Origin of the sequence: Pseudomonas sp. Choline-02u-1, assembly GCF_002836515.1 — a bacterium.
Taxonomy (GTDB): domain Bacteria; phylum Pseudomonadota; class Gammaproteobacteria; order Pseudomonadales; family Pseudomonadaceae; genus Aquipseudomonas.
This window is the reverse complement of record NZ_PJBC01000019.1, coordinates 1-23,167: the sequence shown is the minus strand read 5'-3', so window position 1 is coordinate 23,167 and position 23,167 is coordinate 1. Positions and strand designations below refer to the sequence as shown.

Genomic DNA, 23,167 nt, shown 5'->3' with positions numbered 1-23,167 from the left:
AAAGCAGTTGGGGTTTTGTTTTAGTAGAAGTTCCTGTTTTTGCTGGCTTGTTACCGTGTTGACGGGCCAGATAAAGAATTTCTTGACGACCATAGAACATTGGAACCACCTGATCCCATCCCGAACTCAGCAGTGAAACGATGTATCGCCGATGGTAGTGTGGGGTTTCCCCATGTGAGAGTAGGTCATCGTCAAGATTGAATTCCGAAACCCCTGTCTGCTCACGCAGACAGGGGTTTTGTCATTTAAGCGTGTACGAAAGATCAGGCCGTTCTGCGACTCTTGCTGCTGCGTCTTGCCCGCCACTTGCGCCACCAGATATAAACTCCCGTCCCTGATAACCCCGCAATCAACACACCCAGTACCGCGATCATTACCTGCCCTGTCACCCCGATGATCCGTCCCCCATGTATCGGCAACTGGAGTCGATAGAACTGCTCTCCGAGCGTGCCCTGTCCCGCGATCTCCTGTCCCAATAATCGGCCATCGGTACCGTGAAAGAACAACCAGGATTTGCCATGTGCGTCCGTATCGTGCTGTCCAAACCCTGCGCCGTAGAAGTTGTACTCGAAGCTGTAATACAACTCGCCGATTGCCGCCGTCAGACCTAACCGTTTCCCTTCCTGCAATGCCCTCTCGTACGCCTGTTGATAACTTAACTGTGTCGTCCCCAGTTCATCGGCGGGCATTCGCCCTCTGGCTTCATAAACGCTTGGCTCGATAGGCGAAAACAGCGATACAGCAGGTTTGAACACCTGGCTCGGCAAGTTCATTGCCACGCTGCTGACGGCGATCGGTAATAGCAGTAGCCACAGCCACAATCCACCGGCGCGATGCAGGTCGTAGTTCAAGCGGTACGCATGCCCGCCTTTCACTTTCCACGCAACAGCCCATTTCTTCCAGAATGGATTGCCGCGCGGCAAGGTCAGCCACAACGCGACAAAGCAGTCGATTACCCACGCGATGGCCACCAGGCCCATCAACAGCAATCCCCAGTTACCGGGCAACGCCAGGTTGTAGTGAAACTCCAGAATGAACGGGATGAAGTTCTCCCGTTGAAAACAGCACTCGCCCCAGTAACGAGCGCCTTTCTGCTCCGCACTCACCGGGTCCAGATAGAACACTTGATTGCGTTCATCGAACGGTTGCCCCGTCGCTGGATCGTTACGCGGAACGGTCGCCAGCAGCGCCGTATGCCCCGTCTCATGCGGATACTCCATGTACCAGACTTGCAGTTTCGGATGTGCAGACTGCACCGCATCCACTAACGCACCGGGTGGCAGGCGCTCACCCACTGATGTCGCCTCGTAGAATTGCGGATTCAGCCATTCATCCAGTTCGTGATTGAACGCCAGCACACTGCCTGTAAGGCCCGCCAGCAACAGAAACACCGCAGTGGCCAAGCCAATATAACGATGCAACAAAACCAGAAATGCGCGCATACAAAAGACCCCAAAGAAACGACAAAGCCAGCCCCTGACACCAGGGGCTGGCTTTTTTATGCACAGGACATGGCTTTAGAACTGATAGCTGACGGTCGCCGCTACGTTGCGTTCTTCGCCCATGTAGCAGAAGTTCAGACTGGCGCAGGACGCGACATAGGATTCATTGGTCAGGTTGTTTGCATTGAGCCGTATATCCACACCTTTCAAGCCAACCTTGCCCAAGTCATAACCAATCGAGGCGTCGAACAACGTGTAAGACGGCACCTTCATCGTGTTCTCGGCATCGGCCCAGCTGTAGCCGACATAGCGCACCCCACCGCCCAATCGCAGCCCATCGAGTGCAGCAGTGTCGAACTTGTAATCGGCCCACAGTGAGGCCATGTGTCGAGGCGCCTGAGTCGGTGAGTTGCCTTTGTTCTCGATTACATCGGCCGGCGTGCTCAAGGTGCTGATCATCGATTTGGAGTATTCGATATCAGTGAAGGTGTAACTGCCGAGCACTTTGAAGTTGTCGGTCAGTTGCATGTGCGCTTCCAGCTCCAGACCTTGCGAGCGCACGGCGCCGACCGCGCGATAGAAGTTCTCCTGCGGCAGTTTGGTCGCGAGATTCTCCTGGTCGATACGGAACAGCGAGGCGGTGAACAGGTTGTCGGTCCCCGGCGGCTGATACTTCAAACCAACTTCCCACTGCGTGCCATCGGTGGGAGCGAGTGGGTTACCGGCGCTGTCGGCATAAGAGTTCGGGTTGAATGACTCGGAGTAGCTGATATACGGCGCCAGACCGTTATCGAACAAGTACAGCGCGCCGGCGCGCCCAGTGAGTTTGGTGCGTCGATCATTGATCTCTGTACCGACAGGACGCCCGGCTTCGGCGATGCGGTTTTCGTCGGATGTCTCGACCCAATCCTGACGCAGGCCCAGCGAGAAGCGCCATTTGTCCATCTCGATCAGGTCTTGCAGGTACACGCCGGTCTGCTCCAGACGACGCAGATAGCTGGTCTCGCCGTACATCTCGATCGCCGAGTTGCCGTACACCGGATTGAACGCATTAATCGGCGCGAGGCCACCGCTGGTCCAGTCGACCACGGTTTTGCGCCGTTGATAATCCGCGCCCATCAGGACTGTGTGCTTGGTCGCGCCGGTGAAGAATTCGGCCTGCAGCATGTTGTCGACGATGAACGCATGCAGGCGCTCATCACCGCCGGTGTAATAACGGTTCAGTTCATTGCTGGTCGGGGTGGTCCAGCCATAGGCGTAGACCTGATCCATGTTCACTTTGGAATCGAGATAACGGAAGTTCTGCCGTGCCGTGAAGACGTCGTTGAAGCGATGTTCGAACTGATAGCCGAACGATTGCTGGTCACGGGAGTAGCCGTCTACCCCCGGCTCGCCCTCGAAGAATCGCGGCGAGATGCGGTCGCCATTGCGCTGATGGATCGTGCCGTCCGCCGGAACACCGCCGTGGTAGCCGCCGTCCGGATCGTGTTGCAGATAGGCCTGCAGGGTCAGCGAGGTATCTTCACTGAAATCGATGCTCAACGTCGGCGCGAGGGCGAAGCGTTTTTCCTTGTTGTGGTCGAACTGCGTGTCGGACTGATCGCTCAATCCGGTCAGACGATAGGCAATACGCTTGTCGTCATCGACCGGGCCGCTGAAGTCAAAACCAACCCCACGCTGGCCTTGTGTGCCCACTGTGGCCTGTACCTGATGGTAAGCCTCGTACAACGGCTTTTTGCTGGTCAGCGCGACCAGACCGCCGGGCGAGCTGCGACCGTAAAGCACGGATGACGGGCCTTTGAGAATGTCCACGCGTTCGAGGAAATACGGATCGACCTGCATCGTGCTGTAGGTGCCGCTGTCACCCATCGACTTGAGGCCGTCGAGGTAGATGTTGTCCACCGAGCCGTCGTTGAAACCGCGCATCGCCACGTAGTCGTAACGGTGCGTGGCGCCATACGGGTTGGTCAGCACGCCCGGGGTGTAGCGCATCGCTTGCGAGACGGTTTGCGAGCCCTGGTCATCCATTTGTTCGCGCGTCACCACGGATACGCTTTGCGAAGTTTCCAGCAGGGCGGTACTGGTCTTGGTGGCGATCTGGCTGTGCGTGGCGTTGTAGCCGGCCATGCTGCCCAGCGCGTTGCCGAGGGCGAAGCCTTTGATGTCAGTGGTCGGCAAGGCCAGTGCTTCGCTTTCGGCAACTGGACGCAGGATGTAACTGCTGCCGTCCTGGCTGACGGCTTGCAGTCCGGAGCCCCCGAGCAAATGGCTCAAGGCCTGATCGGTTGAATATTCACCTTGTACGCCCGGCGATTGCTGACCTTGTGTCTGTTGCGGCGTCATCGCCAAAGTGATGCCGGCCTGCCGGGCAAACTGATTTAATGCCTCAGCCAATGGCCCGGCCGCGATGTTGTAGCGGTGGCTGATCTCAGTGTCGGCAGTGCTGGCGGCCAGACTCAGGTTTGGTAATACGCTGACGCCCAACGCGGTGGACAGCAGTGCTGCCCGAACTGCTTGGCGTAGCGGTGCCGATTCGGCAGTGAAATTCAGAGAATTCTTACAAATGGCGCGGACAGTCATTGTGGTTTTCCGTAGGCAGTCGCGAAGGCTGAGTTGAAGTGCTTACCGACTAAGCCGGACTGCCTGGAAAAACCCGCCAAAAAATTTCACACCGCGCGCTCGAGCGTCACCCACCAGCGAGTGCGATAGCGCAGTTGCACCGGTAGCGTCTGCGGCAGGACCGCCAGCAGCCTGTCGGTGTCCTCCAGACGGAACACTCCGGAGAGGCGCAAGTCTGCGATATTCGCCGCACAATTGAGCAAACCCGGGCGATAGCGGGCGACTTCGACAAGAAAGTCGCCCAGCCGCATATTGCGCGTGACAATCAAGCCGTCGAGCCAGGCGCCGGCATCCATATCTAGCGTCGGCGCTGCGCGCAAGCCCGTTGGATCAACGAGGACACTCTGCCCGGCGAGCGCTTCGAGCGAATGACCGCCAGCGTGAACGACAACCCGGCCACGCGTGACGCTGAGCCGCGTGCACTGATCGTCCTGGCGCAGAATGAAACGCGCATCGAATGGCTCATAAATCCCGTGACGATTCTGAACGCGCAGTGGTCGATCGGTCGCCGCGCCTTCGTCCGAGCCGCCGCAGGTAACGATGATCTCGCCGCGAGTCAGTTTGATCAGGCGCTGCTGCGCGGTGTAATGCAGGTCAACGGCGCTGGCGGTGTTGAGTTCGATCCGCGTGCCGTCGGGCAACTGGAAACCGCGCCGTTCGCCGGTCGCCGTCGCGTAGTCGGCGCTCCATTGCTGCCAGGCAGCCGAGTCCTTGGCCAGCCACGCGGCGGACCCTATCAACAGTGCGCCGGACAGCAGCTTTATGGCTTGGCGACGGTGCAATCGCTGTGCACTGTTTTCCAGGGTGTTGAAAGCGACCTGCGCACCCGGCACGGCGCGCAGGTTACTGCTCAATTCGGCTTGCAGCGACTGCACCCGCTGCCAAGCCAGTTCGTGCTCGTGGTGCTCGGCGCGCCACTGCTCGCATTGGTGAGTAAGCCGGGGGTTGCCGTGATTGTTGCGCAGCCGCAGCAGCCAGTGAATCGCTTGCCTGACCACTTGTTGTCGTGGTTCGACACGGCGACCGAGCGTTAGGTTATCCACAGGCATCAGCTTTCGTACCGCAACACGTAACAGTGATACAGCGCATCGGCGACGTAGCGTTCCACGGAGCGTACTGATATGGCCAGTTGATCGGCGATCTGTTTGTGCGTTAACCCTTCGCACTGCGCTAAGAGAAACGCCTGACGCACTTTCGGCTTCAATCCCTCAAGCATGCGCGCGATGCTCTCCAGCAGTTCCAGCACCAATGCTCGCGATTCGGCGTCAGGAACTTCGCCTTCGGGTAAATGCGCAATCGTTTCCAGATAAGCCCGCGCGATTTCCTCGCGGCGCCAATGATCGATCACCAAGCCGCGCGCGATGGTCCGCAGGAAAGCGCGGGGCGCTTTCAGTTCGAGGCGTTCGGTGCGTTGCAGAAGTCGCAGGAAAGTGTCCTGCGCCAGATCAGCAGCATCCGCCGCGTTGCCCAGCCTTGCGCGCAGCCAGGCGTTGAGCCAGCCGTGGTGACTACCGTAAAGCGCCTGTACGACCAACTCAGGTGAAGACATGACACGCCAGCCCGAACGTCACAAATGATAATTAGTCGCATTGTCATCAAGGGTCACCGATTTTGCAACTGTCGCTCCGGTGCAGCTAGGAAATATTTGGTCGCAGCCGCTCTGGCACGCCGTTCGGCGGGAATCCTCTACAAAACGCGTTCATTTCTTACGCGGCCCTAAGATTTCTCCGCCGCTGGCCGACAGACTGGTGAGAAATGCGTGCACCAAAGTAGAGCGGCCAGAAGAACGCTGCCTGCGCTGTACATGGAATGTTGCATCGGAACGCATCCCCACTTTTGGCATAAGAAGTCCTCTGAAATGAATCTCAAGTTCAGCCATAAAATTCTCCTGGCCGCTTCGGGCGTCGTCGTCCTGGCGTTCGCGTTGTTCACGCTCTACAACGACTATCTGCAGCGAAACACCATTCGCCAGAACCTGCAGTCCTCCGTGCAGCAGGCCGGTGACCTCACCGCCAGCAGTGTGCAGAACTGGATGAGCGGGCGGATTCTGGTGCTGGAAAACCTCGCGCAAAACGTTGCCCATCAAGGCAGGAACGCCGATTTCCCCGGGCTGGTGGATCAGCCGGCGTTCACGTCGAATTTTCAGTTCACCTACGTCGGGCAGGCCAACGGTGTCTTCACCTAGCGCCCCGATGCCAAGATGCCGGACGGTTACGATCCGCGTCAGCGCCCTTGGTACAAGCAGGCAGTGGCCGCCGACAAAACCATGCTGACGCCGCCGTACATGGCGGCGGTCGGTGGCCTGGTGGTGACCATTGCCATGCCGGTGAAGAAGGACGGTGAACTGCTCGGTGTGGTCGGCGGCGACCTGAGTCTGGAAACCCTGGTAAAGATCATCAACTCGGTGGACTTCGGTGGCCTCGGCCATGCGTTTCTGGTCAGCGGTGACGGCCAAGTGATCGTCAGCCCGGACAAAGACCAGGTGATGAAAAACCTCAAGGACATTTACCCGAACACCAGCGTGCGCATTGAGAAGGGCAACCAGAACGTCGTGCTCAACGGCCAGGAGCGCATTCTTTCGTTCACGCCGGTCAGCGATCTGCCGAATGCGCAGTGGTACATCGGTCTGTCGATCGATCGCGACAAGGCCTACGCCGCACTGAGCCAATTCCGCACTTCGGCGTTGATCGCCATGTTCGTCGCGGTCTCGGCTATTGCGTTGCTGCTTAGCCTGTTGATCAATGTGTTGATGCGTCCGCTGACCACCATGGGTCGCGCGATGAAAGACATCGCTCAGGGCGAGGGCGATCTGACCCGGCGTCTGGAAGTCGAGAGCAAAGATGAATTCGGTGAGTTGGGCAGTGCGTTCAACCAGTTTGTCGAGCGCATTCACGCTTCGATTTCCGAAGTGTCTTCGGCGACCCGCCACGTGCATGACTTGTCACAACGTGTGATGGCTTCATCCAACGCTTCGATCATCGGTTCCGACGAGCAAAGTGCGCGCACCAACAGTGTCGCTGCAGCGATCAACGAATTGGGCGCCGCCACTCAGGAGATCGCGCGCAACGCGGCGGACGCTTCGCAGCATGCCAGCGGTGCTTCCGAGCAGGCAGACGACGGTCGGCAGGTGGTTGAGCAAACCATTCAGGCGATGACCGAGCTGTCGCAGAAGATCAGCCTGTCGTGCACGCAAATCGAGACCTTGAACGCCAGCACCGACAACATCGGCCACATTCTCGATGTGATCAAAGGCATCTCGCAGCAGACCAACTTGCTGGCGCTCAACGCTGCCATCGAGGCCGCGCGTGCCGGTGAAGCCGGACGCGGTTTTGCTGTGGTCGCCGATGAGGTACGCAACCTCGCCCATCGCACCCAGGAATCGGCGGAGGAAATCCACAAGATGATCACCTCGCTGCAGGTCGGTTCGCGTGAAGCAGTCAGCACGATGAACGCCAGCCAGGCGTCCAGCGAGCAAAGTGTGGAAGTGGCGAATCAGGCCGGTTTGCGTCTGGTCAGCGTGACCCGGCGCATTGGCGAAATCGATGGCATGAACCAGTCGGTTGCCGCTGCGACTGAAGAGCAGACTGCGGTGGTGGAAACCCTCAATGTCGACGTCAACCAGATCAACCTGTTGAACCAGCAGAGCGTGGCCAACCTCAACGAAACGTTGAAGGATTGTGACGCGTTGTCGCAGCAGGCGAACCGGTTGAAGCAGTTGGTCGACAGCTTCAAAATCTGATTTTCAGATTGGAGACCGCGTTATCGTTCTTCGCGAGCAGGCTCGCTCCCACAGTTGGAATGCATTTCCCTGTGGGAGCGAGCCTGCTCGCGAAAGCGGTCTGACAATCACCGCAAAGCCGAAGCCTTAGACAAACAGCTTCAGCACATTGCCCATCGCATCATCGGCAAACCCCTGCACAAAATCCTTGAACCCCGGCAACGCCCCTTCCCCGCCCGTAACGGGTTCAGCGATGATCGTCCAGGTCGCCCGGGATTTCCCTTCACTCAGCGATTCCACCTGCATCGCCGCCCACAGGTTCGCCACCCCCAACGTGTTGTAAATCGTCGTCCAGGTCATGCGTCGCGCCTGTTCATCGCGGGCGTTGAGCTGCTCGACCACGACGTTGCCGTCCTTGAAGATTTTCTTGCGCAGCGAGGACACGCCTTCGCCGGTCATTTCGGTGTGCGACAGCGCCGGAATGAAGCGATCGAAACCGGCGAAATCGCCCACTACGGCCCAGACTTTTGCCGCATCCGCCGGCACGTCGACCGACGACAGAACGTGGCAGCCTTGCGGATTTTTGATCAAGGTGTCGGGTTGCAGATTGCTCATGGTGTGGCTCCTTGTTGATGAGTCAGAGGAAGTTGATTTCTTTCAGGTAGTCGCAGCCGCGACGTAGCAGCGCCGGGGATTTTTGCGGGTAGTGCGCGCCCATCTGCTGCACGCCGGCCGCAGCGTTGGCGTGGCCGATCAGGGAGATGTCGCCGATGTCTTCTTCAAAGCCGTTGAGGTAGAAACCGAGCACGCCGAACAGCGCGTTGTCAGCGTCGACCCGATTCAGTTGCTGTTGCCAGTGGGCAACGCTGACCAGCGAAAACTCGCTACCGGTTTCGCGGAACGAAGCGACGTAGGCATCCCAGCTCAGCGGCTCGGGGTTGTGCAGGTTGAACACCGCTCGTTCCGGCGAATAACGGCTGGCATGGAAGGCGATGAAGCGGGCGAGAAAGTCCACCGGCATCAGGTCGAAATTCAGCGCAAAGGCTGGCACCTGACCGAGCTGGATCGAGCCTTTGAGCATCAGCATCAAACGGTTTTTGTGCGGCTGACAAACGCCGCTGAGGCTGTTGAAACTTATGTTGCCGGGGCGATACAGATTGACCCGCACACCGCGCTCGCGCGCCCGTTCGAGGAGGCGTTCGCCGACCCACTTCGACAGGTTGTAGCCGTTGCGAATGTAGATCGGCGGCGTCGTGGCGGCGGGCAGCTCAAGCACTCGACCGGCGGCGTCCACGGTGCTGGATGCCGATAGAGTCGAGACGAAGTTGAAGACCTTCTTGCGTTGCCCTTCGCACAGTTTGAGCAGTGCAAAGATCGGCTCGACGTTGTCCGCTGCCAGCGACTCGTAATCGAGTACGTGGTTGACGTTGGCGGCGTTGTGCACCAGCGCGCCGAACTCGCGATCCAGGCGCTGATAATCGTCATCAGTGAGGCCCAGTTGCGGTTGACTGATGTCCGCCGCGTAGACTCGCACCCGGCTGAAATCCAGGTGCTCCAGACGGTTTTCACGCAATGCCTGAGCGAAGCGTTGCGCCGCCGTTTGCCCGCCGCCGGCGCGCACCAGGCAGGCCACCTCGCTGGCGCCCCAACCGAGCAGCGCCTGGACGATGTGCACGCCGACAAAACTGTTGGCACCGGTGACGATGATCTTGTGCACATCACCCATGCGGCTGATCGGCAGCGCTTCGATGTCCAGCGCGCGCTCGGCGTCGACCATGGCCTGGGCGCTGAGCACGGCGCTGTCATCGGTGCCGCGCACCAGCGTCGCCAGTTTGCTGATCGTCGGCTGTTCGATGAAGCGGTTGATCGAAATGCTCCGGCCGAATTCCTCACGCAAGCGCAGCAACATCCGCGACAGCAGAATCGAATGGCCGCCGAGATTGAAGAAGCTTTCGTCGGTGGAAATTTCATTGGTCGGCAGATCCAGCAACTCGGCCCAGATCTCCAGCAGCAGTGCTTCGTCGGCGTTCGCCGGCAGGCATTTCGCAGCGCTGTCCTGCACCGTCACCGGCAGTGTCAACAGCGCCTTGCGATCGATTTTGCCGTTGCTGGCGAACGGCATCTGCGCCAGTTCGGTCCATGCCACGGTTTGCATGTAGTCCGGCAGAAACTGCCGGGCGTGGTCTCTCAGTTCGTCTCGGGCAGTCTCGGTCTGTGGCTGGGCGAGGAACGCCAGAATGCGCCGCTGGCTGTCGATGACCACGGCGATCTGCCGATACAAGCGGCTCTCACGCAGGCAGCGTTCGATCTCTTCCGGCTCGACGCGAAAGCCACGGATTTTCACCTGATTGTCGCGCCGCCCGCACAATTCGATACCGTGCTCGCCCCACCTGGCCATGTCGCCGCTGCGGTAGGCGCGCAAGGTCTCGCCGTCGGGCAGCGACAGGGTCAGATAACGCTCGGCGGTCAGCTGCCGATTGTTCAGGTAACCGAGGCAGACACCGGGTCCCACGATGAATAATTCGCCGACGGTTTGATCGGGCACCGGTTGCAGATCATCGTCGAGAATCAGCACCTGACTATTGGCGATCGGCCCTCCCAGCATGCGGTTGCTGTCGCCCGGTTTGAGCTGGCGCGCGGTGATCAGCACGGTGGCTTCGGTCGGGCCGTAGAGGTTGTGCAGGGTGCCTTGACGGGTCAGTTGCTCGATGACGAACGGCTCGCAGACATCACCGCCGGTCATCACCTGCACGCACTCCAGTTGCTCCAGCGCCAGGATGCTCAACAGCGCCGGCGGCAGGAAGGCGTGGGTCAGTTGCCGACGGCGAATCAGCGCAACCAATTGCAAAGGATCGCGGCGCTGGGTGTCGTCGGGCACCACCAGTTCAGCGCCGGCGAGCAGACTGGGGAAGATGTCGATCAGCGATGAATCGAAGCTCAGCGACGAGAACTGCAACACCCGACTCTCGGCGCGCAACTGCACGTAGTCGGCGTACCACGCGGTGAAGTGGGCGAGGTTGGCCTGGCTCAGCAGCACGCCTTTCGGATGCCCGGTGGTGCCCGAGGTGTAAAGCGCCATGCACGGCGCGTCGAGTTCCGAGCGGTGCAGCATCAGCGGTCGATCGAGGGCGGTGTCCGTGGCCTCAATGCCACTGACATCCAGTCCCGCTACCGATTCGCCGAGCGCCTGCTGGCCATCGTGGAGCAGCACAACAGCGCCGGCGTTTTCCAGGATGAATTGCTGCCGTTGCAGCGGATGACTCGGCTCCAGCGGCAAGTACACCGCGCCGCTGCCGAGAATCGCCAGAATCGAAGCGAACAGCGCCGGGCTTTTGCTCTGGCAGACACCGATCACCCACGGCTGCGGATGTTGCTCAAGCAAGGGCAGCAGTCGCTGCTGAATCGCGCGGCTGTGGGCGTGCAGCTGGCGGTAGCTGATGGACTGCCCGCCGAGGTGCAGTGCCGGTCGTGCGGCATGCTCGGTCAGGCTCTGTTGCAGGCGCTCGATCAACGGGGTCTGCGCTTGTTGCAGCAGCGCCGGGTTCGCCGTGTCGTTGAGGCGGTGGACGTAAGCCAGCTTGTCGACAAACAGCAAATCTTCCAGCCGTTCGAAATCCGGCGCGATCAGTGCCGGGGCATGGCGCAAATAGTCGCCATCGCGGGAAAAGCGGCTGACCAGCAACGCCACTTCGTCGACCACATGGGCGAGCGTTCGCTGGCGTAAGGACTGGCCGTTGCCGGACGGCTCATCGCCGATCGGTGTGCGGCTGATCAGCGACGAGCCGAGGAAGCACAACAGATCGAGGGTCGGCAGGCCGCCATGGTCCTGCGCGGCGACACCCAGGCGCAGGTGCAAGTGTGGAATGGCGCAGAGGTCGCCGGCAGCGATAAAACCATCGTCGATGATCAGATCCATCGCCGCTCGTGTCGCACCGCTGCGGGACACTGCATGGCCGTGTTGTTCGAGTTCCCCGGCCAGGTCGGTCATCGCCTGGCTGGCGCCGGTGAGCAAAATGTCGAGACGTCTCATGTCGGCCTCCTCAAGCCAGGTAGTCGCGCAAGGCGTGCTGCACGCACGGTGTGTCGAGCAGCGCGCTGTTGTGGAAAAACCTGACGATGTTGCCCACCAGCGGGTGATGGCGATTGATCGGGAAGGCCAATCCAGCGATCTCCTCGCGCAGTGAGCGCCGCGTGGTTTCGCTGACCGGCAGAGCCTCGATCAGGCGCAAATCGAAGGACTTCTGGATGTCGTTGGTCAGGTAATGGCCGATGAACACCGGCAGAATCTGCGCAATGGTCTGGCGATCCGCGTCGTTGGCGGTGTGCCAATAGATGCGCACCATCCGCGCCCAGAAACTGGAATGGCGACCCTCGTCGAGCAAGTGGTCGGCCATCAGGCCTTTGATCGACGGCTTGACCGAGTCATCGCGAGCGAACGCTGCAACGTCGCCGGTCACGGTGTTTTCGGCGATCGCCACGCAGATCAATTCCACCGCGCTGCGCAGGTGTGCCGGCGCCAGCGCAACAGCGGCGGGAATCGCCCGGCTCAGTTCGATTTCGTCGGGCAACGGGATCGGTTCGATACCGGTCAGCGCGACGGTTTGCTGCATGAAATCCATGGCCACCAGCGCGTGGTAATCCTCATCGACCACGACCGTCATCGCGTCGTAGCGACAGGCGAACGGGAAGGCCACGGCGAAGCGATTCTTGGCAATGCTGCGGGCGGTCTTGTCGACGATTTCGGTTTCGAATATCACTACATCGTTGATGAATTTGTACAACGTCTGCACCAGGGCGAAGTCACGTTGCTGCGGGCATTCACGCTGGAAGGTTTCGCTGAGCACCAGCGGCTGGCGGCTCAGCGGGTAGATCAGGCGCTGATCGTCTTCGAGCAACCGCCGGGGACGGGTACGGATGGTCGCGCGGCTTTCCCAGGCCTCGGCGAAGGATTGATAGTCGGCGGCGTTCATTGGGCCACCTCGGCAACTTCTGCGCCCATGCTCAGGCGCAGCCCGTTCCACAGGGCGATGCGGCTTTCCACGGCGGCGATGGCGCTGGCATAGACTTCAGCTTCGCGCTGCGGATCGCCGTCCACCAGCCGTTGCAGCAATTGCTCGGCGGCGGGGCCGTGGTCTTCGGAATCGACTTCGATGTGCCGTTGCAGGTAGTAGCGAAAGGTCGGTGCCTGTTCGATGCCGATGCCCCAATCGTCAAGGATGCGCTGGAACATGGTCGGGATAACGCTTTCGCGACCGTGCAGAAACGCGGCGGCGACGCTGTGTCCCGGCGCCTCGAGGGCAATGCGCAGGGTATCGCGGACAAACTGCGCCGCCGCCGGGTCGACATCGACGCTTTGCAGCGCGACGTCGTAGCTCACGCCTCCCTGCTGCAACGTGACGAAACGCTCCACCGCCGTGGTGCTCGCGCCGATTTCGCGCATCGCATCCAGGTACAACTCGAAGTGGCTGTAATGGCCGACATCGAGGCGATCATCCGATTCCTCGCCCAGCACGATCTCGTTGATCAACCGCGCCGCATGAGGATCGCGCGGCGGCAACCAGGGTAACCGCGTGCAGGTCAGTTCCTGTTGCAGGCGTTTGGTCAGCGACATGAAGTCCCAGACGGCAAATACATGGGTTTCCATGAAACGGCGTAATACCGATAACGAAGTAATCTCGGAAAAGATCGGGTGAATACTCAGTTCGGCTTTCTTCAGGGCGAGTTGCTGCTTAATAGGCATCATGATGTCCTTTATCATTGATATGAAATGCACGGTTCTTTCCGCTGCTGCAAACGGTCGAGCAAGTTCGGCAGAAGTTGTCCGGGCAATGCGCTGTTGCGGCGCCATGTTTGCTGCGTGAGGTGTGCCGGGCTGGACAGCGAATCTCAAACCTGGCGAGAGAAAGCTAATACAGGGCAAATGCAATTAACAAGTTATTTTTCAGTTATTAAAAGTTGGCTGTTTTATAGATATGAAAGTTACCGATAAAACTTTCTTGGCAAGTTTTATTTGGGCGAAGTTGCTCCTTTCGGCTAATAGCGGCCAAAATTGATAACAAGAGTGAATGCCTCACTCGAAGCAACTTTTAAACAAGGGGATTGATTGAATTCAAAGGGGGCGAAAGTTGGCCGGGACTGGCGCCATGACTTCCTGTTTCCCGTGACAAGGCTCCTTCCGTAGGTTCCTGTTGCGGGGACTTTGCCGTCAGGGCGGCGTGTCTCCGTTCTATAGGGTTTGGCGCTGGAAGAGTGCGGGTAAATTGCCGTTACGGCTATTACCGATTGGTCATTGGCATGGAGGAACAATGCGTGGGGCAGGGCGAGGCGGGCAGTCGCGCGCAGGCCGATCCGCTGCCAGAGCGGGCGGCAGAGCGGGCGCGAAGATTTGTAAGGGGATTATTCGAACTTTGAGATATCAGCGTGCGGTATGGCGCTTCTGCGCAGCGGAAGTCGCGAGGTAGCGGGTGATCACCTCGACGCCACGGTTGAGGTGTTGCTCCAGCAGTTCGATTGAACGCGGGATGTCCCGTTCGGCCACGGCCTGATGCATGGCGCGATGGTCGTCCTGAGACAGCTTGCCCAGGCCCATGGCTTCGAGATTGAAACGCAGGAAGCGTTCTTCTTCATTCAGGCCGTCTTCGACCAGACGCAGCAGTCGCTGGTTGGGCGCCTTGCTGTACAGGGCCATGTGGAACAGACGGTTGAGGCGGCCGATTTCGTTGTAATCGTGCTGCGCTTCCAGCTCGTCGATATAGCTGGCGGCGAGTTGATGCTCGGCGTCGGTCAGCAACGGAATCGACTGCCGCAATGCCTCGGATTCGAGCAGAATGCGCAACTCGTAGGTTTCGGCGGCATCACCCTGGATCAGCGGTGCGACCACGGCGCCTTTGTGCGTGGTGACGCTGAGCAGCTCCTGCGCTTCGAGCTGGCGCAAGGCTTCACGCACCGGCATGCGGCTGACCCCGAACAGATCGGCCAGATCCTGCTGGCGCAGCGCAGTACCGCAAGGCAGGCGTCCATCGAGAATGGCCGAGCGCAGGGTTTCTTCAATCACCGACCGGGCCAGATGCGCAGGAATCGGTCCTTCGACTTTGATGCTGTGCAGCGGTTTGGGCTTCTGAGTCACGACGACACACTCTGCAGGTCGCAATATTTGGATCCAAATGACACTAGTGATTGGTCTACGGGTTGTCAAACCTGGCAGAGCGTGGCGCTGCAATGCTGAGTCTAGCGCGTCTTCGATGATCTCACGGTGCCATTGTTTTTTAACGGACTAAGCTTCACCATCAAACGCTTCCTTCTTGTCCTTCTGGAAACCTGCTGTGGCGGTACGTTTCGCGATCCCTCGGACCTTGCGCTGGCTTGGCTGCGCATTGCTGCTGGCCGGCGTCATGCTGGGCGGTCTGCACGCCGATTGGGATTTTTCCGCGATCAGCCGCAAGGCATCTGCCCTTTACGGCCCACTGGGCGCCGGGCAGCAGCGCATCGATGCCTGGCAGAATCTGCTGGCCACGCAAAAGCAGGCGAGTGAGATGGACAAGCTCAAAGTTGTGAATCTGTTCTTCAACAAGCAGGTGCGCTATGTCGAAGACATCGATCTGTGGCGCGAAGTGGATTATTGGGAAACCCCGATCGAGGCGCTGTGGAAGGGCGCTGGCGACTGCGAAGACTATGCCATCGCCAAGTATTTCAGCCTGCGCCACCTCGGAGTTTCCAGTGACAAGCTGCGCATCACCTACGTCAAGGCATTGCGCCAGAACCGCGCGCACATGGTGTTGACGTACTATGCGACCCCCGATGCCATGCCGCTGGTGCTCGACAGCCTGATTGATCCGATCCAGCCGGCGTCGCAGCGGACCGATTTGCTGCCGGTCTACTCTTTCAATGCCGAAGGTCTGTATTTGCCGGGCGCCAAGGGCAACAAGAAGGTCGGCGACACCAAACGCCTGTCGCGCTGGCAGGATGTGCTGAAGAAAATGCAGGCCGAAGGTTTCCCGGTCGAGACGACTAACTAGGAGCACGCGCTCAGATGTCTTTGTTCAAACAGCTGTTGATCGCTATCTGTCTGTTCCTGGTCGTGGCCTTCACCGGCAGCTTCATGGTCAGCCTGGAGAGCTCGCGCACCCAGTACGTCAACCAGTTGCGTTCCCACGCGCAGGACGCCGCCACCGCGCTGGCCTTGTCGCTGACGCCGAATATCGACGACCCGGCGATGGTCGAGCTGCTGGTCAGTTCGATTTTCGACAGCGGTTATTACGCAAGCATCCGCGTGGTCGACGTGAAGACCGATCAAACCATCGTCGAGCGTACCGGCGCCCCGGCGGTGAGCAACGTGCCCGACTGGTTCGTCAAACTGATCGGCCTCGAGCCGGCCGGTGGTGATGCGCTGGTCAGCCGAGGCTGGGAACAGGCCGCGCGGGTCGAAGTGGTCAGCCACCCGATGTTCGCCGTGGCCAAGCTGTGGCAGAGCGCGCTGGGCAGCCTTGGCTGGTTGCTGATCTGCGGCGCATTGAGCGCGGTGCTCGGCGCGCTGTTGCTGCGTCGGCAGTTGAAGCCTCTCGATTACATGGTCCAGCAGTCCCACGCCATCGCCCGCCGCGAGTTTCTCAGCCTGCCGGATCTGCCGCGCACACCTGAGTTGCGTCGCGTGGTGCAGGCGATGAATCAGATGGTCGAGAAGCTCAAGACGCTGTTTCAGGAGCAGGCCGAGCGCAGCGAAAAACTGCGCACCGAATCCTATCAGGACAACCTCACCGGCTTGGCCAACCGCCGCTATTTCGAGATGCAACTGAATGACCGGGTAAGCAATCCGGAGCAGGCCAGTTCCGGTTATCTGTTGCTGTTGCGGGTCAAGGATCTGGCCGGCCTCAACCAGCGTCTCGGCGGCCAGCGTACCGACCAGTTGCTCAAGGCCGTCGGTGAGCAACTGACCCGCGAATGCTCCCGATATCCACAAACCCAGGATCTGGTCACGCGTATTCGCGGCGGTGAATTCGCCGTACTCGCACCCGGGCTGGTGCGTGAAGAAGCGTTGCAGTTGGCGCAGAATCTGGACAATGCGTTGAGCAGCCTGCATGCCACTGGCGCGACCGATGTGCCGGCGGTGGCGTGTATCGGGCTGGCGCCGTTTGCGCACGGTGACTCCCCGCAAGCGGTGTTGACGTTGGGCGATCAGGCTTTGGCGCAGGCTGAAGGGCAGGGCGAGCAAAACTGGGCGTGCATTGACCAGAGTCTGGTGGCGGAGGTCGGCGACGATCACCACGCCTGGCATCGACTGCTGGACCAGGCCTTGAGTCAGCAGCGTTTCGAGTTGTACTTCCAACCGGTGGTCGCTGCGCAGGACACGCAACTGGTGCTGCACTACAAGGTGCTGTCGCGCCTGCTCGACGAGCAGGGCCAGACCATTCCCGCCGGGCGCTTTCTGCCGTGGCTGGAGCGCTTCGGCTGGACGGCGCGGCTCGATCGCCTGATGCTCGAGCGCGTGCTGGAACAAATGCAAGAGCACGAAGATTCGCTGGCGCTGAACCTTTCCTCGGCAACGCTGGCTGATCCGCAGGCATTGAACAAAGTCTTCGAGATTCTCCGCGCGCATTCCGATCTCGGTGCACGCCTTACCCTGGAAATCGGCGAGGAGCAATTGCCTGAACAGGCGGTGCTGGAGCAGTTGACCCGACGCCTGCGCGAGCTCGGTTTCTCGCTGAGCCTGCAGCGCTTCGGCGGGCGCTTCAGCATGATCGGCAACCTGGCGCGGTTGGGTCTGGCGTACTTGAAGATCGATGGCAGCTACATCCGCGCGATCGATCAGGAAAGCGACAAGCGCCTGTTCATCGAAGCGATCCAGCGCGCAGCGCACAGCATCGATCTGCCGCTGATTGCCGAACGGGTCGAGACTGAAGGGGAGTTGTCGGTGATTCGCGAGATGGGCTTGTATGGCGTGCAGGGACAGTTGCTCGGTGAGCCGAAGCCCTGGGCCTGACCTGATCGTTCCCACGCTCTGCGTGGGAATGCAGCCCGTGACGCTCTGCGTCACAACGATGTTTGAGCGGTGTGGCTGGAACGCATAGCGTCCCTTGATGCATTTCCACGCGGAGCGTGGGAACGATCACTGCAGCGAAATCAGATCAACCCACCCTCATCCTCATCGATCAACTGGCTCAACCCGCCCAGCGCTTCCCGCGCCTGGGTTCGGTCCATCAGTTTGGCCTGGGCCGCCGCCGGCAGGTCGGTGACGCGGATCACGCCTTTCTGGGTCAGCACCTGAATCAGGTCGTCGAGTACCCGAATCATTTCAAAGTCGCTCTGCTTGAGCTGTTTAAGGCTGTTTTCCACGGCTTCGTTGGCGTACCACGCCTGAATTTCATGGTGGTCGGCGGGCAGCGTTTCCGTAGCCTCTGCGTACGCCGCAGCTTCCACGCGAATCAACTGGCCCTGCGCATCGCGTTGCACGTAAAACATTGAGCATCCCTCACAAATGAACAGCGTCATGCTGTCAGCAGCATAGCCAACTGCGCGCCAGTATGCGGCTCGACGATGAAATCGTCACCGCTGCATTGCCCGCAAACGCGACGGCCGCCTCATCGGAGGCGGCCGTTTTGGTTTCAGCCTCAGCTGTTGTTGTGATCGACCTTGATGGTCGGATCGCTGCCGGCAATCAGGTTGTGCAGGTTGGCGCTCGCCCAGTTGTTGCCTTCCAGTTTGATCGTCACGTCCGGCGTTGCCGCAGCGGCATCGCCTGAGTTGAATTTGCCCGCCGAGCTGACTTGCAGCGACGACGTGCCATCGACTGTGGTGATCTTCAGGAAGTTGTCGATCGTGCTGCCGGTCTCGCCTTGCAACAGGTCGCGCAGGTCGATGCGGTCGCCTTCGCTGGCTTTGAAATCCTTGATCACATCGTTACCGGTATCGCCCGATTTCCAGACGAAGGTGTCGCCACCTGAACCACCGATGAGGATGTCGTTGCCCTGACCGCCGATCAGCGTGTCGTTGCCGGTGCCGCCGAGCAGGATGTCATTGCCCTTGCCGCCGTCGAGCAGGTCGGTGCCGCCCGAGCCGAACAGGATGTCATTGCCTGCGCCACCGAGCAGCGTGTCGTTGCCATCGTGCGCGCCGGACACATCGAACGTCTGATAGTGCTCGGTGATGTACTGGTGCACGTTGCTGGTGCTGACTTTGCTGACGTCGACGCCGGTTTCCTTGGCGACGAACGCCTGCATCGCCTGGTAACCCTCGCCGGCAATGCCGTTGAAGCTGACCAGATCGCCGAACAGGATGTCATTGCCGTCGCCACCGTTGACGGTGTCGTTACCCGGCATCGTGGCTTCGGTGTGACCGATGATCGAGTTGGCCAGGTCTTTCGGATCGATATTGGTTTGCGGCGTTTTGTCCGAATCGTACGGCTTGAGGTCGTTGAGACTGACGCCACTGTTCAGGCCGATGGCTTCGACATTCGACAGACCGCTCAGCAAGGCAAAGCCACTGGTCGAGTTACTGGTCGTGTACGAGTTGGTGCTGTTGCCGGTACCCGCCAGGCTCGACAACTCATAAGTGCCGTCGCCCTGCGCATGGATCGTGCCCAGAGTCTCGCTGCTCCAGCCCCACCACGAACTGTAGGTTTGCAGCACAACGCTACCGGCGCTATTGATGGTCAGGTAATGCGTGTTGTCGATATAGGTGCTGAACGCGTCGCCCTGCTTGTAGTTGCTGGTGTTCACCACGCTGTCGAGTTTCACGTTGCCATACAGGGTCGGGTTGGTCTGCTCGCCGCTCTGGTAGTAAGTCGGCTGGCCGTCGGTGATGAAGTACGTGAGGTTCTTCGCCCCGGTGTTGGCCACGGCGTCGGCACTCTGGAACCAGTTAGCCGTGGTCTTGAACACGTCCTCGTAGTTGGTACCGCCGCCGGAGCCCATCGAATTGAGTACGGCTTTGAGCAACGTGAGCGCGTTCGGGTCGTTGAGATTCACCGACACCGATTTATTGACCTGGGTGTCGAAGTCCACCAGGAAGATGTTCACCGTGCCCGAGTTGCTGCCGCCCAGGCTTTGCTTGAGGCTGTTGAACACCGAGGTCAGCGAGTCTTTCGCAGCGTTCAGCGATGAGGTGCTCATGCTGCCCGAGCTGTCGACCATGAACGCAATGTTGTAGTTGGTGCCCGGCACCACGGTCAGGCCGCCGATATCAGCGACGATGATGTCGTTGGCGTCGGTGCCGGTGACGTTGTCGTCACCCGAGGTGGCGGTGACTGCGTTGTACACCGCAGGCACTACCGTGACCGGAATGGTCGCGGTGCTGCTCGCCGAGCCGCCGACCTGCTCGGTGGACGTCGAGGTTACGGTGAGATTGAACTGGCCGTTGTAGTAGGTCGGCGGGGTCACGGTCAGAGAACCGAGGTTCCAGCCGGTGACATTGGCTTCGCCATTGCTCGCGCTAACGGTGAAGGTATGACCCGCGCCATCGCTGAGCACCGAACCGACCGGTGCGCCGCTGATCTTCACGCTCAGGGTTTCCGAGCCGTCGGTGTCGGTCAGCGCGGTGCTGATCGCCGAGAGTTTCACCGTGGTGCCCTCGGCGCCGGTGTTGAGCTTGTAGCCGTCGTAATAGCCTTCGCCATTGGCGCCGTGCAGATCGGAGACGGTGACGCCCGAGTTGATCAGATCCTGCACACCGGTGTAGATCGGCACGCCGGCGTTGCTCAGGTCGATCGGCGTGCTGCCATTGACCGACAGATTGACGTCATAGCTGCCCGGGCCGCTCTGGTTGTGGTGGTAGATGTCGAGGGTGTAGTAACCGCTGGTGGTCGGGGTGAACGAACCGTTGATCGCACCGCCCGCGCCCCAGGTCCCGGAAGCCACGCTCTTGCCGCCGATGGTGATCAGCAGGCTGTCATCGGCGATGCCGCTGAAGCTGTAGGTCTTGCCGGCTTCCAGATAGATCAGGCCAGAGGTCTTCGACGCCGTACCGGCGGCCACGCTGCCGTCAGACTGCACGTTGGTGACGCCAGTGCTGGAGTTCGGTTTGCCGGCCGCGTCGATGACGTTTTTCAGGGTGGTCGAGTTGGCGCCGCTGCCGTCAGTGCCCAGGCCCGACAGACCGGTCCAGACTTCCTTGATCAGGCCAGTGGATTTAACGCTGTTGTCGGCCACGGCCACGGTCGGCGCATCCGCCACTGGCGTGATGTCGATCTTCACCGTGCCGGTGCTGCCCAGCACCTGGCCATCGGTAGGCTGGAAGCTGATCTGTGCGTAATCCGACTGATTGTTGCCCAGACCGGTGCCGCCATAACCGTCGGCCCCCGACTCGTTGGCATCCGGCAGGAAACGCAGCTTGCCGGCGTCGATGTCGGCCTTGCTGAAGGTCTGGTTGTTGGCAACATCCTTCCAGGTCGAGCCGTCCAGATACTGCAGTTTGCCCTCGCCCGGCAGTTGAGTGATCTTGATACCGAGGCTGCTCGCCGGGCTGTCGACATCGCTGACACCGAAGGTCGACCAGCCGAGTACCAGCGGCGTGTCTTCGGGGCCGGTGACATTGCTCGGCGCAGCGACCGGTGCATCGTTGACCGCCACCACGTTGACCGTGGTCGTCGCGGTGTTCGAGTAGTTGCCGCCATCGGTCACGGTCACGGTGATGATGCGCGGCACGGTGCTCGGGTTTTCGCTGCTGTTGGTGAAGCTGATGTTCTTGATGGCCTGCATGTAGTCGGCCAGGGTCGCGTTACCCGAGAGCGTCAGGGTCACCGTGCCGTTGGTGCTGTTGGCATTGATGATGATGCCGTTGACGCTGTTGCCCAGATTCAGCGCATCGCCGTCCTGACGGTTGGTCAGCACCACGGTGGCACCGGCCAGCATCGTGCTGTCCGGGTCGGTGATGCTGAGGTCGGTGTCAGCGATCGACACGCCGGCGCCCGGGGTGTTCTCGGTGAACGTCACTTTGTAATCGGCACCGGTCGCACCGCTGGAGTTGTTGGCGTCCAGATCGAGCACCGGTGGCGCATCGTTGTCGATGATCGAGGTGCTGACGCTGCCATTGGTGCCGCTGACCGCGAGGTTCTCGAAGTTGCCGCCGGTGGCCGAATCGATCTTGACCACGAAGTTCTCGGTGCCTTCGGTGATTTTGTCATCGAGGGTGGCGACATTGAATTGCGCGCTGCTGGCGCCCGCCGGGATCTTCACGGTGTACACGCCGGTGAAGTCCGAACCGTCGGCAGCGGTGCCGCTGTAGACGATTTTCAGCGTCACTTCGGTCTGCGCCGGATGATTGAGGCTGACGGTGTAGCTGGCGGTCTGGCCTTCGGTCACCGAGCTGCTGCCAGTGATGCTGACGGTGGTGGTGTCGACGGTGTCGGTAACAGTGGTCACCGCGGGCGTGGTGCTCGGTACCAGATTTTCGAAGTTACCGCCGGTCGCGGTTTTGATCGTTGCCTGGACCGAGCCGGCGTCTTTGTAGACGTCGTCTGCTGGCGCTGAAACGTTCACGGCGCCGCTGGTTTCGCCTGCCTTGATGGTGATCACAGCGCCGTTCGACAAGGTCACGGTGACTGGCGAGCCGGCGGCGTTGCTCAGAGTCGCGGTGTAGGTGATCTGGCCACCTTCGGCTACCGAGCCGGTCGCGCTGAGCGACAGGTTGGTGGTGTCGACGGTATCGGTCACGGTGGTGCTGACCGGGGTCTTGTCGGCGATGAGATTTTCGAAATTACCGCCGGTTACGTTAGTAATCGAGTTGGTCAGCGGAGCGTTACCCGTCAGCGCATCGTTCGGTGCGACGGCAGTTACCGTGCCGGTGGTCTGGCCGACGGCGATGGTGATGTTCTGGCCGTTGGCCAACGTCACGACAACTGGCGAACCGGTGACGGGTGCGCCGACGGTTGCGGTGTAGACGACGTTGCCGCCTTCGGCCGCTGTGGCGGTTGCGCTCAGTTTTACGGTGGTGGTGTCGATGGTGTCGGTGACGCTGGTCACTGCTGGCGTGGTGCTCGGCACCAGGTTTTCGAAATTGCCACCGGTCGCAGTTTTGATCGTGGCTTGCACGGAACCGGAGTCTTTGTAGACGTCATCGGTCGGTGCAGCAACGGTGGCGGTGCCGGTGGTTTTGCCGGCCTCGATGGTGATCGTTGCGCCATTGCTCAGCGTTACGGTCACTGGTGTGCCGGCGGCGTTGGTCAATGTCGCGGTGTAGGTGATCTGACCACCTTCGGCCACGGAACCGGTCGCACTCAGCGACAGATTGGTGGTGTCGGCAACGTCGGTGACAGAAGTCGAAACTGGAGTTTTGTCCGCCACCAGATCTTCGAAGTTGCCTCCGGTTACGCCAGTGATCGAGTTGGTGATCGGCGCATTGCCAGTCAGCGCATCGTTCTGAGCAACAGCGGTTGCAGTGCCAGTAGTTTGACCGACCG

13 protein-coding genes, 1 rRNA gene and 2 pseudogenes are annotated in these 23,167 nt (G+C 60.2%); 4 read left to right on the top strand and 12 right to left on the bottom strand.

Annotation, left to right across the window (positions count from 1 at the left end):
• The first annotated feature begins 81 nt into the window (after positions 1-81).
• Positions 82-197 (top strand): 5S ribosomal RNA (gene rrf / locus CXF97_RS13670).
• 66 nt (positions 198-263) lie between these two features.
• On the opposite strand, the gene CXF97_RS13665 is transcribed toward rrf, so the two are convergent.
• The 5 genes from CXF97_RS13665 to CXF97_RS28010 form a co-directional block, all read right to left on the bottom strand.
• Positions 264-1,442, bottom strand: a complete 1,179-nt coding sequence (locus CXF97_RS13665; RefSeq protein WP_101158997.1) for a PepSY domain-containing protein — start codon at positions 1,440-1,442, stop codon at positions 264-266.
• 75 nt (positions 1,443-1,517) lie between these two features.
• Complete coding sequence (locus CXF97_RS13660) at positions 1,518-4,022, bottom strand: TonB-dependent siderophore receptor (RefSeq protein ID WP_101158995.1); 2,505 nt, start codon at positions 4,020-4,022, stop codon at positions 1,518-1,520.
• A gap of 86 nt (positions 4,023-4,108) precedes the next feature.
• Entirely contained in the window at positions 4,109-5,110 is a 1,002-nt protein-coding gene (locus CXF97_RS13655) for a FecR domain-containing protein (protein WP_101158993.1), read from the bottom strand.
• Positions 5,110-5,610, bottom strand: coding sequence for a sigma-70 family RNA polymerase sigma factor (locus tag CXF97_RS13650; protein WP_101158991.1), 501 nt, complete (start codon positions 5,608-5,610; stop codon positions 5,110-5,112). The genes CXF97_RS13655 and CXF97_RS13650 overlap by 1 nt, the downstream gene beginning before the upstream one ends.
• A gap of 150 nt (positions 5,611-5,760) precedes the next feature.
• Positions 5,761-5,940 (bottom strand): hypothetical protein, encoded by a 180-nt coding sequence (locus CXF97_RS28010; protein WP_157830888.1) that lies wholly within the window; start codon positions 5,938-5,940, stop codon positions 5,761-5,763.
• Between CXF97_RS28010 and CXF97_RS13645 the strand changes: the two are divergent.
• Positions 5,920-7,800 (top strand): annotated as a pseudogene (locus tag CXF97_RS13645) (methyl-accepting chemotaxis protein). The gene CXF97_RS28010 and the pseudogene CXF97_RS13645 overlap by 21 nt on opposite strands.
• Before the next feature lie 126 nt (positions 7,801-7,926).
• On the opposite strand, the gene CXF97_RS13640 reads toward CXF97_RS13645, so the two are convergent.
• The 5 genes from CXF97_RS13640 to CXF97_RS13620 form a co-directional block, all read right to left on the bottom strand.
• Positions 7,927-8,394, bottom strand: coding sequence for an SRPBCC family protein (locus tag CXF97_RS13640; RefSeq protein ID WP_101158989.1), 468 nt, complete (start codon positions 8,392-8,394; stop codon positions 7,927-7,929).
• A 22-nt stretch (positions 8,395-8,416) separates the two neighbouring features.
• Positions 8,417-11,809, bottom strand: a complete 3,393-nt coding sequence (locus CXF97_RS13635; protein ID WP_101158987.1) for an amino acid adenylation domain-containing protein — start codon at positions 11,807-11,809, stop codon at positions 8,417-8,419.
• Between the two features lie 10 nt (positions 11,810-11,819).
• Positions 11,820-12,749, bottom strand: a complete 930-nt coding sequence (locus CXF97_RS13630) for a diiron oxygenase (protein ID WP_101158985.1) — start codon at positions 12,747-12,749, stop codon at positions 11,820-11,822.
• Positions 12,746-13,519: a DUF3050 domain-containing protein gene (locus CXF97_RS13625; RefSeq protein WP_371918381.1), complete on the bottom strand. Its 774-nt coding sequence runs from the start codon at positions 13,517-13,519 to the stop codon at positions 12,746-12,748. The genes CXF97_RS13630 and CXF97_RS13625 overlap by 4 nt, the downstream gene beginning before the upstream one ends.
• A 675-nt stretch (positions 13,520-14,194) precedes the next feature.
• Positions 14,195-14,905: a GntR family transcriptional regulator gene (locus CXF97_RS13620; protein WP_101158982.1), complete on the bottom strand. Its 711-nt coding sequence runs from the start codon at positions 14,903-14,905 to the stop codon at positions 14,195-14,197.
• 196 nt (positions 14,906-15,101) lie between these two features.
• Here CXF97_RS13620 and lapG point away from each other — a divergent pair, with 196 nt between their 5' ends.
• On the top strand, positions 15,102-15,794 hold the full coding sequence (lapG, locus tag CXF97_RS13615; protein WP_101158980.1) for a cysteine protease LapG: 693 nt from the start codon (positions 15,102-15,104) through the stop codon (positions 15,792-15,794).
• A gap of 14 nt (positions 15,795-15,808) precedes the next feature.
• A complete protein-coding gene (gene lapD / locus CXF97_RS13610) occupies positions 15,809-17,755 on the top strand; it encodes a cyclic di-GMP receptor LapD (protein ID WP_101158978.1) in 1,947 nt (648 codons plus the stop codon).
• A 140-nt stretch (positions 17,756-17,895) separates the two neighbouring features.
• Here the strand turns inward: lapD and CXF97_RS13605 are convergent, their stop codons facing one another.
• Both CXF97_RS13605 and CXF97_RS13600 read right to left on the bottom strand, forming a co-directional pair.
• Positions 17,896-18,234 (bottom strand): tryptophan synthase subunit beta, encoded by a 339-nt coding sequence (locus CXF97_RS13605; protein ID WP_101158976.1) that lies wholly within the window; start codon positions 18,232-18,234, stop codon positions 17,896-17,898.
• A 149-nt stretch (positions 18,235-18,383) separates the two neighbouring features.
• Positions 18,384-23,167 (bottom strand): annotated as a pseudogene (locus CXF97_RS13600) (LapA family giant adhesin); the annotation flags it as partial.

Coding starts and splice junctions, on each gene's coding strand:
- CXF97_RS13665 (WP_101158997.1), bottom strand. CDS start 1,442: ATGCGCGCATTTCTGGTTTTGTTGCATCGTTATATTGGCTTGGCCACT.
- CXF97_RS13660 (WP_101158995.1), bottom strand. CDS start 4,022: ATGACTGTCCGCGCCATTTGTAAGAATTCTCTGAATTTCACTGCCGAA.
- CXF97_RS13655 (WP_101158993.1), bottom strand. CDS start 5,110: ATGCCTGTGGATAACCTAACGCTCGGTCGCCGTGTCGAACCACGACAA.
- CXF97_RS13650 (WP_101158991.1), bottom strand. CDS start 5,610: ATGTCTTCACCTGAGTTGGTCGTACAGGCGCTTTACGGTAGTCACCAC.
- CXF97_RS28010 (WP_157830888.1), bottom strand. CDS start 5,940: ATGGCTGAACTTGAGATTCATTTCAGAGGACTTCTTATGCCAAAAGTG.
- CXF97_RS13640 (WP_101158989.1), bottom strand. CDS start 8,394: ATGAGCAATCTGCAACCCGACACCTTGATCAAAAATCCGCAAGGCTGC.
- CXF97_RS13635 (WP_101158987.1), bottom strand. CDS start 11,809: ATGAGACGTCTCGACATTTTGCTCACCGGCGCCAGCCAGGCGATGACC.
- CXF97_RS13630 (WP_101158985.1), bottom strand. CDS start 12,749: ATGAACGCCGCCGACTATCAATCCTTCGCCGAGGCCTGGGAAAGCCGC.
- CXF97_RS13625 (WP_371918381.1), bottom strand. CDS start 13,519: ATGCCTATTAAGCAGCAACTCGCCCTGAAGAAAGCCGAACTGAGTATT.
- lapD (WP_101158978.1), top strand. CDS start 15,809: ATGTCTTTGTTCAAACAGCTGTTGATCGCTATCTGTCTGTTCCTGGTC.
- CXF97_RS13605 (WP_101158976.1), bottom strand. CDS start 18,234: ATGTTTTACGTGCAACGCGATGCGCAGGGCCAGTTGATTCGCGTGGAA.